Annotated in this window: 10 protein-coding genes; 7 read left to right on the top strand and 3 right to left on the bottom strand. The window is 65.2% G+C overall.

The features are described 5' to 3' along the window. The first annotated feature begins 1 nt into the window (after position 1). Positions 2-517, top strand: coding sequence for a 2-amino-4-hydroxy-6-hydroxymethyldihydropteridine diphosphokinase (gene folK / locus AKJ08_RS10565; protein WP_240475291.1), 516 nt, complete (start codon positions 2-4; stop codon positions 515-517). Between the two features lie 100 nt (positions 518-617). After that, complete coding sequence (locus tag AKJ08_RS10560; RefSeq protein WP_050726036.1) at positions 618-908, top strand: DUF2769 domain-containing protein; 291 nt, start codon at positions 618-620, stop codon at positions 906-908. Between the two features lie 36 nt (positions 909-944). Here AKJ08_RS10560 and AKJ08_RS10555 read toward each other — a convergent pair whose 3' ends face one another. Together AKJ08_RS10555 and AKJ08_RS10550 are read right to left on the bottom strand one after the other, a co-directional pair. Continuing rightward, positions 945-1,871, bottom strand: coding sequence for a Rieske (2Fe-2S) protein (locus tag AKJ08_RS10555; protein WP_050726035.1), 927 nt, complete (start codon positions 1,869-1,871; stop codon positions 945-947). A 165-nt stretch (positions 1,872-2,036) separates the two neighbouring features. Then, on the bottom strand, positions 2,037-3,113 hold the full coding sequence (locus AKJ08_RS10550; protein ID WP_050726034.1) for a KpsF/GutQ family sugar-phosphate isomerase: 1,077 nt from the start codon (positions 3,111-3,113) through the stop codon (positions 2,037-2,039). 205 nt (positions 3,114-3,318) lie between these two features. Here AKJ08_RS10550 and fsa point away from each other — a divergent pair, with 205 nt between their 5' ends. The 5 genes from fsa to AKJ08_RS10525 all read left to right on the top strand — a co-directional run bounded on the left by fsa (position 3,319) and on the right by AKJ08_RS10525 (position 11,535). After that, a complete protein-coding gene (gene fsa / locus AKJ08_RS10545) occupies positions 3,319-3,969 on the top strand; it encodes a fructose-6-phosphate aldolase (RefSeq protein ID WP_050726033.1) in 651 nt (216 codons plus the stop codon). A 178-nt stretch (positions 3,970-4,147) separates the two neighbouring features. After that, positions 4,148-5,134, top strand: coding sequence for an alpha/beta hydrolase (locus AKJ08_RS10540; protein WP_050726032.1), 987 nt, complete (start codon positions 4,148-4,150; stop codon positions 5,132-5,134). Positions 5,135-5,707: 573 nt separating this feature from the next. After that, positions 5,708-8,674, top strand: a complete 2,967-nt coding sequence (locus AKJ08_RS10535; RefSeq protein WP_082343052.1) for a trypsin-like serine protease — start codon at positions 5,708-5,710, stop codon at positions 8,672-8,674. Between the two features lie 342 nt (positions 8,675-9,016). After that, entirely contained in the window at positions 9,017-10,186 is a 1,170-nt protein-coding gene (locus tag AKJ08_RS19285; RefSeq protein WP_157370611.1) for a hypothetical protein, read from the top strand. Positions 10,187-10,188: 2 nt separating this feature from the next. Next, positions 10,189-11,535, top strand: coding sequence for a hypothetical protein (locus AKJ08_RS10525; protein ID WP_157370610.1), 1,347 nt, complete (start codon positions 10,189-10,191; stop codon positions 11,533-11,535). 131 nt (positions 11,536-11,666) lie between these two features. Here the strand turns inward: AKJ08_RS10525 and AKJ08_RS10520 are convergent, their stop codons facing one another. Continuing rightward, positions 11,667-13,883, bottom strand: a complete 2,217-nt coding sequence (locus AKJ08_RS10520; protein ID WP_169788802.1) for an Ig-like domain-containing domain — start codon at positions 13,881-13,883, stop codon at positions 11,667-11,669. Positions 13,884-13,977 lie beyond the last annotated feature (94 nt).

The raw sequence follows: 13,977 nt of genomic DNA, 5'->3' as shown, positions 1-13,977 counted from the left end.
CGTGACGCACGCTCGGATGCGCGGCGTCCTCGCCTACGTGGCGCTGGGCTCCAACCTCGGCGACAGGCGGGCAATGCTCCGCGCCGCGTGTGAGCGGATCGACGCCACCCGCGGCCTGAGGCTCCTTCGGACTTCGCAGGTCTGGGAGACGGCGGCTGTGGGGCCTCCGCAGCCCGACTACCTCAACGCGGTCGCAGAGGTTGAAGCCTGTCTCACGCCGCGTGCACACCTCGCGGCGCTGCACCGCATCGAGGCGGCGCTCGGCCGCGTTCGCGATCCGGCCACCCGCTGGACCGCGCGCACCCTGGATCTCGATCTGCTCTGGCAGGGCGGCCTCGCGCTCCAGCGCGGCGATCTCGTCCTTCCGCACCCGCGCATCACCGAGCGGAGCTTCGTCCTCGCGCCGCTCGCCGAGCTCGCCCCAGACCTGACCCTCGAGGGGCGCACGGTTCGGGAGTGGCTCGAGGCGCGGCCCGAGGAGGAGCGGGCTGGCGTGAGGCGCGTCGGTCCGCTCTGAGCCGGTAGGCGACAGTCTCGCCGCTCGCGTCGTTTGCGGCTCCCCAGGTCGCATGGAACCGTCGCTCCAGCGGGCGCCGATCGCGCCGAATGGAGGAGCGATGGCCAAGGTCGAATTCACGCTCGAGAACATCAAGCGGTGCCAGTGTGGAAGCTGCCCGGTCTACCTCTCGAGCGCCTGCGCCAAGGGGAAGAACGCCTCCATCGATTGGTCGTCGGGGAAGCTGCCGCCAGCGAAGGTGATCGAAGGGATCTACTGCGCGGAGGCAGTGGGCAAGTCCAGGTGCGACGACCTGGACTCCACGCTGAGCTGCAACTGTCCGACGTGTCCCGTCTGGGAGGAGTGCGGCCTCAACGAGACCCATTACTGCATCCGCGGGGCTGCGAAATAGGCGGCTGATCTCTGCTGTGACGAGCGGTTCGACGCGCTAGGTGCGCCGGCTCCGGACCTCGATCCGCCCCTCCTCGACGCGGACGTCGAGGCCGGGCTGCGCGAACGGCGCCGGGCCGTGGAGCACCGCGCCGTCCCGGAGGCGGTAGGTCGAGCCGTGGCAGGGGCAGACGATCGCGCCCTCCTTCACCTGACCGCCGGAGAGCGGACAGCCCGCGTGGCCGCAGGTGTCCTGGAGGGCGAAGATCTCGTCTTCGTGCCGCACGAGCATCACGGGGAGGCCGTCGACCACCGCGCGGGTCGGCTTGTCTGCTGCCAGCTCGGAGTCGTCCATCGCGTGGGTGAACGTGCGCGGCCCTCGGGTCCACGCGGTGCGCTGGACCTGGGTCCCCTGGGAGAAGACCAGGTTGCCGCCGAGCCAAGCGGCAGCAGCTGTGGTCGCGAGGCCCGCGGCCGTGAGCGCGCGCCCACCGCCATTTCTCGAGCTCCGCTTGACCACCGAGCCGATCTGCAGGCCGAGGCCGATCGTGTTGAGCAGGGCGTGGACGACACCGACGCGGCGCTGCTCGTCGCGGGTATCGGCCCAGTCCGCGAGGCCCGTGAGCGCCGAGCCGACCGCGCCCACGATCCCAACGAGGAGCGCGGCCCGCGCCGCCCGGCCCAGGTCCTTCCGTCCCGCGAGCGTAGCGAGGTCGAGGGCGACGGCTGTGGTCCACGCGCCGATCGGAACGTCTGTGATGGCGGGGTGGAGGGGATGGCCTAGCCAGGTGCCGTTCAGGAAGTCCTTGATCCGCTGTGCAGCCGGAGGACGTGACCAGCGCTTGAGCTGCATCTGGACCGGCCGGCCGACCTGGTCGACGGTCTTGCTCTGCGTGATGGTCCGCAGCTCCGACCGTCCGAGGGCGGCAAGGAGCGAAGCTACGGGCCTGCGCGTCTCGATTCCGTCGTGGTGCACCACTCGCATGTGCGGTCGCTCCTTCCCCGGGCGCCCGTCGATGCGCCGCGCGGAATCGGCGCGGGGATCGCCAAGGCAAGGTGGAGCACGCAGCGGCCGTCCCGCAAGGAGCGGCCGGGCGGTGGCCGAGTGGACCAGGAGTCGGTCGCAGGGACAACGCCCGCGACCTCCCGCTCAGAGCGAGTTGAGCGCGAGCAGATCCTGGACGTCGAGGAGGCCCACCGGGCGGTGCTTCTCGTCCACGACCGGCACCTGGTCGATCCGCGAGTCGCGGAGCACCTGCGCCGCCTCGAGCACCAGCATCTCCGGGTGCACGGTGCGGGGCTCGTGACACATCACCTCACCCACGGTGCACTCCAGCGCCGACGGCCCGCGCTCGAAGAGCCGCCGCAGATCGCCGTCGGTGAAAATCCCCACCAGGCGGCCGCGCTTGTCGACGACGTTGGTCGCGCCAGGCTTCCCGGGCGTCTGGGTCATCACCGCCACCGCCTTCGCCAGGGGCTCGTCCGCCCGGACGACGGGGTTCGAGTCGCCCTGGCGCATGGCCTCCGCCACCCGCATCACCTTCTTACCGAGCGAGCCGCTCGGGTGGATCAGCGCGTAGTCGTCGTTGCCGAACGGGCGGTTCTCGAGGACCGTCATCGCGAGGGCGTCGCCGAGGACCAGGAGGACAGTGGACGACGCGGTGGGCGCGAGGCCGAGCGGGCAGGCCTCCTCGACGTTGCCGATGTCGAGGACGATGTCCGCCTTCTCCGCCAGCGGCGACGAGGTGTCGCCGGTCATCACGATCACCTTGGCGCCGATCCGTTCCACCGGCCCCATCAGCCGCACGATCTCCTCGGTGCGGCCGCTGTTCGAGAGGGCGAGCACCACGTCGTCGCGGGTCACCCGGCCGAGGTCGCCGTGGAGGGCCTCGGCGGGGTGGAGGTAGAGCGAGGGCGTGCCGGTCGACGCGAAGGTCGCCGAGATCTTCTGGGCCACGAAGCCGGGCTTGCCCAGGCCGGTCACCACGAGGCGCCCCGTGCAGCCCAGGATCAGCTCCACCGCCTTGGCGAAGGAGTGGCCGATCCGCGGCCGCAGCGACTGGATCGCCGCGAGCTCGGCCTCGACCACCCGACGTCCGGCGACGACGAGGTCGTGGGGCGAGGGGGAGTTCTCCGGCTTGCGACGGGTCCGGCGGGGCGCCGGCGCCGAAGGACGGACGGTCTTGGGCTTGGGAGCGGTCTTCGAGGGGTTCTTTCGAGTGGCCATCGTGGCCGCTTCCTACCACCCGCCGGCGCCCGTTGTCGAATCCCGGACGCCCGTACGAGGAGCGAGCGGGCAGGAGACCGGGGGCAGCGCGAGCAGGGCCTTTTGACCCGTCCCGGGCCCCTTTCGTTCACTCGGAGGCTTTGTGGTATAGGCAGCGCGACTTTTCGACCTCGGCCCGTCTGCGGGGCCGATCAAGGAGATCTCCATGCAGTTCTTCATCGACACCGCCGACATCGCCGAGATCAAGAAGGCCAACGCCATGGGCGTGCTCGACGGCGTGACCACCAACCCCTCGCTCGTCGCCAAGACCGGCCGCGCCTTCCTCGATGTGCTCAAGGAGATCTGCGAGATCGTCGACGGTCCCATCTCCGCCGAGGTGGTCTCCACCGACTACGAGGGCATCGTCGCCGAGGGCCGCGAGCTCGCGAAGATCCACCCGAACATCGTCGTGAAGGTGCCGCTGATCGTCGAGGGCCTGAAGGCCGTGAAGACCTTCTCCTCCGAGGGCATCAAGACCAACGTCACCCTCTGCTTCAGCGCCACGCAGGCCCTCCTCGCCGCCAAGGCCGGCGCCACCTACATCTCGCCCTTCGTCGGCCGCCTCGACGACATCTCCTTCGACGGGATGGAGCTCATCCAGCAGATCCGCGAGATCTACGACAACTACGGCTTCGCCACCGAGATCCTCGTGGCCAGCGTCCGCAACCCGATCCACGTGCTCCAGGCCGCCCGCCTGGGCGCCGACGTCGCGACCTGTCCGCTCTCCGTGATCGAGCAGCTCGCCAAGCATCCCCTCACCGACATCGGCCTCGCCAAGTTCCTCGCCGACTGGGAGAAGGTGCCCAAGACGAAGTAACGAGGTAGCGAGGGCTGGACGGAGCCTCGGTTTCGCCTACCCGTCGAAGATCGCGGCCGCCGACGGCGAGTGGAGCACGAATTCGTGCTCACCGTCGTCGACGGCCGTTTGCGTTCCTGCGTCGCCTCGCGCCACGTGCCTATGCTTGCCCCGACCATTCGCGGAGAGGAGAGCAGGCATGGGCCGTGACGCCTATCCGAACGTCGAGCCGACGACGCGCAGCTTCCTGGAAACGCTCCGCGCTGCTGGCGGAAAACCCCTGTACGAGCTGACGCCGGAGAAGGCCCGGAAGGTGCTCTCCGAGCTCCAGACCGATCACGAGAAGCTCCCCGTCGAGTTCGAGGATCGGACCCTGCCCTGCGGTCCAGGCGTCGGGGACGTCCCGGTTCGGATCGTGAGACCAAAGGGCACCACGGGGGCCTTGCCCGCGATCATGTACTTCCATGGAGGCGGCTGGGTGCTGGGCGGCAAGGACACCCACGACCGGCTGATTCGAGATCTCGCGAATCGAACCGGCGCCGCCGTCGTCTTCGTCGAATACACCCTCGCCCCCGAGGCGAAGTATCCCGTCCAGAACGAGCAGGCCTACGCGGCCACGAAGTGGATCGCGGAGAACGGAGGCTCCCTCGGCCTCGATTCGTCACACCTGGTCGTCGCCGGGGACAGCGTGGGCGGAAACATGGCCACCGTCGTCACGATGATGGCGAAGGAGCGGAAGGGGCCGAAGATCGACCTGCAAGTCCTCTTCTACCCGGTGACCGACGATCGCTTCGACACGGGCTCTTACAAGGAGTACGCGTCCGGTTACTTCCTCGAGCGGGAAGGGATGAAGTGGTTCTGGGGCAACTACCTCGCTCGCGAATCCGACGGCGCCGACCCGACCGCCTCTCCGCTGCGAGCCTCCCCCGATCAGCTCGAGGGCCTGCCGCCAGCGCTAATCCTCTTCGGCGAGAACGACGTGCTCCGCGACGAGGTAGAGGCCTACGCACACAAGCTCGCCGCAGCAGGCGTTCCCGTGACGGCATCTCGCTGTCTCGGGACCATCCACGACTTCGTGATGCTCGATCCGCTCGCCGAGACACCGGCGACCCGCGGCGCGATTCGGCAGGCGTCCGACACGATCCGCCGCACAATCGCACGGGGAGCGCCCGCCGCCTCGGCCTAGCCGCAGCGCCGCTGCTCGAGCTAAAAGCCGTTGAGCTAATCCTTGTCCCGCTACAGGAAGCCGACCGTGGTCGCTCCCGTCGTCTCCGGCTGATCTAGACGTGGGCGAGCACAGTCGCGTCGCCGTCCTGGGTCGACGAGCGGTCATTGCGCGGCGCGATCGTGAGCTCCCGGCCCCTCTTTCCACTGGAGAATCTTCCTTGCAAGGGTGCGCGGCGAGCTCGATGGGCTCCTGTTGCAGCGGGAGGCGATTACGAACCGCCGGCAGGGCGCGTGGCCTGCCAGCGATCTGGCCCCGCTACTGGCGTCAATCTCGTGCCTCCAGACGACGAGGCTGCCTTCGCCAACGCGGTCCTCGATTCCTGTAGTTAAAGATATTTTCACTGCGAGCAAATTCCATCGCGTCCATGTCTCTGGATTTGCTCATGATTTCTAGTCGGCTCAGAAGAGTTGATGTTATGCTGGCGATGGCGGTAGAAAGTTTTCGGGCAATTCGCAGCATCCACACGCACCATGATGGAGGGAGTCATGAGTCGTTGCACTGCGTCACTGCGTCACTGCGTCACTGCTGATCATGCTGGCAGCGTGTCAGGCGGGCGAGGTCACTCCTGTCGATGAAGTCGTAGACCAGAGCGCCCAGCCTATCTACGGCACCTTCCAACCGGACTACCCCACCATCTCCAAGGCCGAAGAGCTCTCAACCTGGAAAGGCGTTGCGGGAGCGGTAGCTTTCGTTCGCCGCCCGGATACGAACAGGGAGTGCTCGGGCACTCTCGTTTCCCGACGCCATGTCGTCACAGCAGGTCACTGCGTCGTCGGCGACAGTGTGGGAAGCATCCGGGTCAGCTTCGCTCAGGACCGAAACTATCCAGAGTTCAAAGAAATCGATCGGGAGACGTTCGGTAGAACGCCTAGAAACAGAGTGAGTGGCCGCGACATCGTCCTGCTGACGCTCGATCGAGATGTCCCAATGTCTCTCGTCAAGAAAATCCCCGCCTACAACGCCGGAAGCGTCAAGGAGTTCATGTCCAGGAATCGCCGCGGCGGTTTCATCCAAGTAGGCTACGGACTAAGCCGCGACTACCAGGGCAACGTCGTCTGGGACCAAAAGCGCCGCTATGGACCGGTCAACTGGGTCACCGCGGAGAGGCGGAAATGCAATCGGTTTAAGGTCGCTGGATCCACATGTCTCGACTTCCCGGAGATATGGGCGCCATACGGAACGGGGCAGGCGATGATGGATTCCGGCGATTCGGGCGGCGCACTCTTCGGAATGGACATTCAGACGGGAGAGTACGTGCTCCTTGGCGTGACCTCCGGCGACCGCGGCTGGTGGGATGGATCCTCGCACCAGGCCTGGGCTCACCTCGGGACAATCGACGGAATTGGAACGGACCTGACTCCGTTCATCCCCGATGCCGACGGTGACGGTGTCCCCGATCAGTTTGATAACTGCCCCCCGTCGCTCTGCGTCGCCCGCGGCTGGCCGCTCTCTCGATGCTTCAACCCCGATCAGCTCGACGAGGACAACGACGGCGTGGGCGACGCCTGTGATAACTGTCCGCCCTCGCGATGTGCGGCTTTGGGGGACGGCCGGAGTTGTGCCAACTCCCGGCAGATCGACAGCGACGGAGATGGCGTGGGCGATGTCTGCGACTCATGCCCGATGAAAGACGCGCCCCAGACAATCTCGAATGGGGGTACCGTCGGTGACGCCTGTAACGGCTGCCCGGGCATGGCGCTCCACTTCCTCCCTTGCCTCTCCGGCTCCACGACCTGCGAGAGCGCTCGAGCAGGCATCTGCCTCTTCGACTACGACAAAGACGGCCGACCCCTTCCGGGCCGTTGCAGCCAACTCGCAGACTGGGATGGCGATGGCGTTCCTGACGCCTGCGATTACTGTCCGTACGACTGGGACCCCGAAAACCGGAACGCCAATCTCCATATCGAGAATGACGTGAACGTGTCGAGGCTCGGAGACGTGTGCGACCCCGTGCCGGTTTACGACTTCGCGCAGGGCGAGCCGCCGGTTTATCGGGAGTTTGCTCCCCCATTCGGCCTGGGTGCCGAAGGCGTCGATTATCAGACAATCGAGGGCCACTCTTGGCTCGGGTTCGACGGGACTCGATTCGTGACTTCGATTTCACAGCCGACGGTATTTCAGCACTGCTCCTGCATTTCAGGCGGGCGGTATCAAACGGAAGCGAGCTGCGCGGACCGGATCGAATGCCGGCCTCGTTGGGCCGATCGCGTCCTCAATGGCTGGAAGCCTCTCACTGTGGCGGTCGAGCCGAACGCCGCTCCATTCCCTCCGACAGGCCGGTCGCTCCGGTTCGACACCAACGTCTCTCATCCCTACTCGTTTGTCTGGAACTCCTTTGACGACATCATGAGGTCCAACAATCCGGTCGATAGGGATCCGGCGAACCCCTTGAGGACACATGGGCTCGTCGCTTCCATTGTGACTCGCGTGAACGGCGTTTTCGCGAGCACTCGCGACGCCGGTTCGTGGAACCTTCGGACGGTAGTCCGGATGTTTGATACGCCAAATTACGAGATCTACAAGCGCGATTGGCGGTTTGGCCCCTGTTCGTTCCCGAACTGTCTCGGATGGGAGCATCCGCTGGCCCGAGTCTGGAACCCGCCGGAGGATCGAATCCTCGACAGAATCCGTCCCTTCGTCTTCGATGCAGGCTGGGTTGGTCTGGTTCGTCGTGACGGGGCGGCAGTCGATGCCTTCGACGGCGTTTCACCTCGTTTGACCGAGCTCATGTCCTCCGGAAAATGGCGCTGGGTCCCTGCTGCTGAGGAGCCTGCTGTATTGGCCAGGTTCGATGCATACGTTGGCGTTCTCGTCCCACGTGAGGGCACTGGAGCAGGTCTGCCCCTTCCACTCACGCTGAAGGACGGACAGATCGACATCGACGGCGATCCTGAGTACGACTCGGGCATGGGCTTCATCGGCGCGGTGCAGATCTCCGACGAGGAACGGGGCGCCTTCTCCGGGCTCCAGGGAATCCTCTACCTCGTGGGTAGGGACTCCGACCCCGGCCTTCGTCGTTACGATCTCTCCACCGGTGTTGCTGGCTTCGCCACCTTCGAGTACGAGCCGGACGACGAGAATCTCGGCATCGCCCTTGATACCGTTCGAAACCGTCTCTATCTCTTGCAGGTCGAGGATGCGGGCAAGACCGTCAGTCTCGTTTCGTATGACCTCGCAAACGGGCGGCGCGACAACCTGCTGACTGTTCCGCGTCAGCCCGGTCTCTACGAGAAGACCGCCCTGGCTGTCGATTCGACCGGGGCGCTGACCATCTTCGCGTCGGCCCGCGGTCGTGGCCTCGAGGCCTGGCGCTATATGCCATCGGGGGCGGACGCCAAGTTCGGCGGCAAGTTCACGGATGAAGGCGTCCTATACGACGAGCCTCGCCGGAGCGACCTGGTTCCGGTATGGATGGAACGCGAGGAGCGTAACCAGATGCGTTTGCTCTCGCTTTCGGCGCAGTCGTTCTCCCAGTATACGCCCTGTACTGGCCTGTAACCTGTGAGTCAGATCGGGGGCGGCTTGCGAACACGATGCCGCCCCCGATCGTCCTCGATAATCCGAACGACAAGAAGGAACGGAAGTATGCGGCGAGCAAGGCGATATTCGACATTGGTGGGAACGTTCGTCCTCCTCGCGGCATCCTGTTCACGAGCGCCGGAACCTCCGCATGGACCGGGCGACGTTGCGACAGGGGGGGCCGCAGGCCTAAGCACCTCTGGAACTGGAGGAACTGGCGGACTCGGCGGCGAGGCGGGTCACAATGGGACTGGAGGCGCAGCAGGCCAGAGAGGTTCTGACGATACTGCGTGGATCGACGACCCGAGGATTTGGCCGGAGGTGAAACTCCAGATTCCTGCAGGTGATTTCATTCTTCAACAAGGTGTACCCTCGAAGCTTCGGTTTCCCACTCTTCAGTGGGAAAGCTGTGGTGTGGGCTGCGAGGCCACAGCTTTGGACGCGTTCGACACGACGGGCGAAGTCGCGATGAGCGCGATTGGAGTTGGAAGCGAGACTCGTGCCTTCGTCGCAGTGGGTCATGGCCTCAAGAAGAAGGACGGGAAATGGCATAATTTTCGGAGGGTCATTCGCTTGTCGGATGGCGCCACGATGGCTTCGCTTCGAATAACGCCCTCGTCGTTGGACTCGGAGGGAGCGTTTACGTACAGGTTTGAATCCGCTGCTATGGCCATGGTACTTGGAGGTCCCCAAAATGGCACCCTTTACGCACAGTTTGACCCTGATATGGGTTGGACCTTCCGGGAGCCGTGGGACTCCGATCGTCAGCGCGGAGCATGGTGTGAACCATTTGATCTGGAATCATCACCACCGTCGCTCTATTTTCCTTGTGGACTTCAGGGACTGCAGATGATGGTCGATTCTGGAAGCAGCACGATTGTCACTCTGCCGGAATCGCAAGGCGCGATGGTCGGTGCCGGCAACTTCGGGTTGGCCGTATGGTCCGAGTTTTCCGTTGAGGGACCCAGGAAATCTCGCATCAGGGCGCGGTCAGTCGAAGGAGAAGTCCGATCTCTCGGGGAGCTTCCCGGAGATGTATGCGGGCTCGGCGTTGGCGCCAAACGTGTAGTCGGATTCCGGGGCGACGGGCCCGTCAGCTCGGACCTCTGCGGAAGCGCGCTCGTGAACCCCCGCTTCTTCTCCCTTTCCAGGAGCGACGCTGATCTGCGCGAGGGCCCGGTTCTCGACGGGCCATATGGCGTCGGCGCAGTCTCGACTTGGGGAGACTTCGCAGCTGTCGTAATGGATCGTCCTCCCTCGGCGACGGGGCCGGATCGCGTGAGCGTGACGCTCGTGCGTCTCTCGGACTGGAAGATGCGTAGATTCCCCACCCCGCCGGGGCGAACTCTGGCGCTGTCGGGAGTCGTTGTTGACGACCACTACCTCTACTTCAGCGTGGGATATGACGAGTGGCCCAGGTTCAGGGAGCTCGATAGAATCTACCGATACCGTCTCGACCAGTTCGACAATATCGGCGATCCTGTGAACTGAGGTTGATTCTCCACAAGTGTGAAGGGAAGGAAGTCATGCGTGTTTCGACCTGGGCGGTGCTGGCAGCGGCGCTCAGCCTTCTGGCAAGTTCCTGTTCGAATGCGCCCCCGCCGGACGGCGGAACTGGGGGGAGTGGCGGAGGGAGCGAAGAAGCCGATTGGATCGAAGACCCCTCGGTCTGGCCAGAAGTGGCGCTACGGGAGCCCCCCGAGGGGTTCAGGCTCCAGCAGGGCCTTTCATCCGGGCTGCGGTTCAAGCCGCTGAAGTGGGAGGGCTGCGGCGGCGGGTGCGAATCAACGTCCGTGAGCGAGTTCGACCTGACGACCGAGGTCGGGATGAGCGCGTTGGGAATTGGGCTCGCAACTCATCCCTACGTGACGGTTGTTCACACTCTTCAGAGGGAGGATGGTTCATCGAACCTGGTGCGACGCCTCGTGCGTCTCAAAGACGGTGAAACCGTTGCCGCGCTTCGGTTGGTGCCAGTGGCTTCGAATCAGGCGCCGGACGGGCTCCTTACTCTCCGCCCTGAGACTGCTACGACCCTTATGGTTCGAGATAACCCGAGGAAGGGGACGATTTTCGCGTCGTTCGATCCGACAAAGGGCTGGGAGTTCAAGCAGCCGTGGGATACTGACGATTTGCGATTTTCCACGTGGTGTAAGGTCTTCGACCTGGAATCGTCTCCCTCGATGGTGTTCTTCGCCTGTGACCAGGCTCTGCAGGTAATGGACGGTGCCGGAAGCAGCTCGACCTTCAGTCTCGCGACTTCGAACCTCGCGATTGCGGGTGCAGGAAATCACGGACTCGCAGTTTGGTCCGAGACGCCAATCGTAGGTCCCCTGGTTTCAATGATCCAGGCGTGGGTGTCGAAGGACGATGTCCGCTTGCTTGGGCAAATCAACGGTGAGGTCTGTGGCCTCGGAGTTGGAGCCGATCGAGTGGTTGGATTCCGCGGAGCACCCGCGACTGGGAGTCTCTCCTGCGGGAAGCCGCTCCTAAGCCCCCAGTTCTTCACTCTCTCGCGAACTGGCGGGGACCTGAGGCAGAGTCCGGCTCTCGATCGCGCCTACCAGGCTGAGGTCCTCTCGACCTGGGAGGATTTCGCGGCAACTCGGCTCAAAGCCGATGACGGTAGCGTCGGTATCGCCCTCGTCCGCCTCTCGGATTGGAAGATCCGCATGTTTCCAACACCGGCGGGTCGTAGCCTCAAAACGTCGAGCGTCGTGGTCGACGAGACCTACATCTACTTCAACGTGGATTTCGACGAGCCCGGCAAAGTAGGCATTGTCGATAGGGTCTATCGCTATCGCTTGGACCAGTTCGACAACCTCGGCGATCCTATGAATTGAGTTGGGGACGCTGCCCGCTGGCGAACCCGGTGTGGGAGTTGCCCCAGCTCACGAGGGCGGATCAAGCCCAGCGCGAGGTGGAGCGTCGCAAGCGCTCCACCTCAGATCTCCACCACGCTCCGAGTTGCTGGTCAGCGCACTGGACTGCGGACCAGGATCGTGCCGTCGCCGAGCCCGAGGGCGACAAGAGGCCGCTCACCGTCCATCGCGAGGGAAAGCCCTTGCCAGAGTTCCCCGTAGGTGTAGCCCTCGGTCCCCACGTCTGTCCAGGTGCTCCCGTCCCATCGCGCGAGATAGAGGTATCCGGTGTGCCCGCGATTCTCGCCCCACGCGAGGATGGGCTTGCCCGCGGGATCGAGCGCCAGGGACAGTGTGCCAATCCAACTTCTGCCTGCGACATTCACCGGCCCGTCGCCGAGCAGATTCCACTCCGAGCCGTTCCATCGTCTCGCCTGGATGAGAGAGGTCCAGCCGGTGCCTGACTCGATCCACGCGAGCACGAGGCCGCCCGCTGGATCCGTTACGAGCTTGGGCAAGGACGCGTTCGGCGCCGACGGTCCGCTCCCCACCGGGACCCACGCCTCCCCATCCCACCGCCGAACCTGCAGGCCGCCCTGGGACCAGGCCACCACGGGCGAGCCCTCCGCGTCGACCGCGACAGAGACACTGATGCTCGATCCATCGGTCGCCAGCGCGCTCGTCCCTAGCTGCTCCCACTCCGATCCGGTCCAGCGCTTCACGAATACATGGGTATCGCCGAACCCCGAAGGGCTGCCGTTCACCTGCTGCCGCCACGCTACGACTGGCCTGTCCGAGTCGTCGAGGGCCAGCGCCGGCTCCTTGGCGTCGAAGCCGGGATCGATGTTCAGGCTCGAGTCGCCGAGGGGCTGCCAGCTCGAACCATCCCACGTGCTGACGTAGAGCTGGGAGCCCAGTCCGATCTGATCCGAGCGCTCGGTCCATGCGACGACCGGCCGATGGTCGGAGGTCGACGCCAGCACCGGCTCGAAGGAGCGCGCGCCGGTGGGCTCGGGCATCGGGGTCCACGAGCTGCCACTCCACTGCCTCATGCGCACGACGCCGGTTGAGCTCGCCCTGCCCACCCGTTCTGTCCAGGCCACGATAGGCCGACCGCCCGAGCGGGCGGTGATGGTGGACCCAAAGCCCCGCTTGTCCTGGGCGACGAGCCTCCCCCCCACCGTGTTCCAAGCGGAGGCGACGAACTGGAAGGTGGCGGGCACGAGGGGGTTTCCGGCCTTATCCGTGATGGAGTCCGTGAGGTGAAGGGTAAGCCGGTCTGCGACCTCGACGCCCTCGATCGAGACGGTCATCGTGGTTCTGTTCCATTCGAGCGATGCGGTCGCTCGAATCGACGACCCGCGCTCGGACTCGGTCCGCACCGACGCCTCCGTGATCGAAGCCGGGAGGATGTCCTTGGAAAAGTCGATCCGCAGGGTCGAGGGGCCTGTCGGCCACACCTCGAGTGGGCTCGTCGGGGTTGCCGTCGGCCGCTGGTGATCGACGCGGACCGTGATGGGATCGCTGAGGACCTGGCGACCGCCATAGGTCGCCATCCCGGAGATTTTGAACTCACCGTCCGGCACATCCGTCACGTCCCACGTGAAGGAATCGCCCGAAAGCTCCTGCCAGAGGCTTCCACTTCGTACCAGCGCGAGCTCGTCGGGGCTCCCGGTGTAGGAGAGCTGGAATTCGACGAGGCGATTGGCATAGACGAAGGAGCTCGTGGCGCCGAGGACCTTCAGCTCCACGCGATCGGGCGGCGAGATCCACGTCCAGCGCACGGGGGAGAGCGCGTTCCCGGCGAGGTCGGAGATCCGGTCGGAGAGCTCCAGCGCAATCTCGACGGTCCCCTCCAGCCTCGCCGAAGAACCGATGCTGAGGAGCTTGCCGTCGAACGAGAGCATGCGCGAGGCCGGGACCTCGGTTCCCCCGGCGGTCAGGCGGACCGACGCTCCATCGATGGTCGGCGGAAGGACGGGCTCCGAAAACACCACTTCGACGGTGAAGCCCTCCGCGACCACGGCTCCCGGAGCGGGAGAGCGAAGCAGGGCAGTAGGCGGGGTTCGATCGACGACGACCTTAAGCCGCTCGCTCGCGGCCCAGAGGCCATCACGCCGCGCCACGGCCTGGACCGTATAGACCCCCTCCGCGTCCGCCGTCGTGTCCCAATCGAACGGACGGGAAGGGTCGGCTGAGAGCAAGGGCTTGCCGTTGCCGAGGAGCTCGACGGAGTCGGGTGATCCTTCGACTTCGACGGAGAAGCCCACCTTCCCGTTGGCATGGAAGGCGCCGTCTCCATCGGGCGCCAGATCGACGGTGAGCCGCACGGCGAGCTCGCCTGGATCGGTCGTTCCAGGCCCATCGGAGGCGCAGGACGAAAGTAGGGCAAGGCACGTCGAGAAAGCGAAGATCCAACGAACC

Source organism: Vulgatibacter incomptus, from assembly GCF_001263175.1.
GTDB lineage: Bacteria > Myxococcota > Myxococcia > Myxococcales > Vulgatibacteraceae > Vulgatibacter > Vulgatibacter incomptus.
Note: the sequence above shows the minus strand (reverse complement) of the source record. Positions and strands in the feature narration are given on the sequence as shown.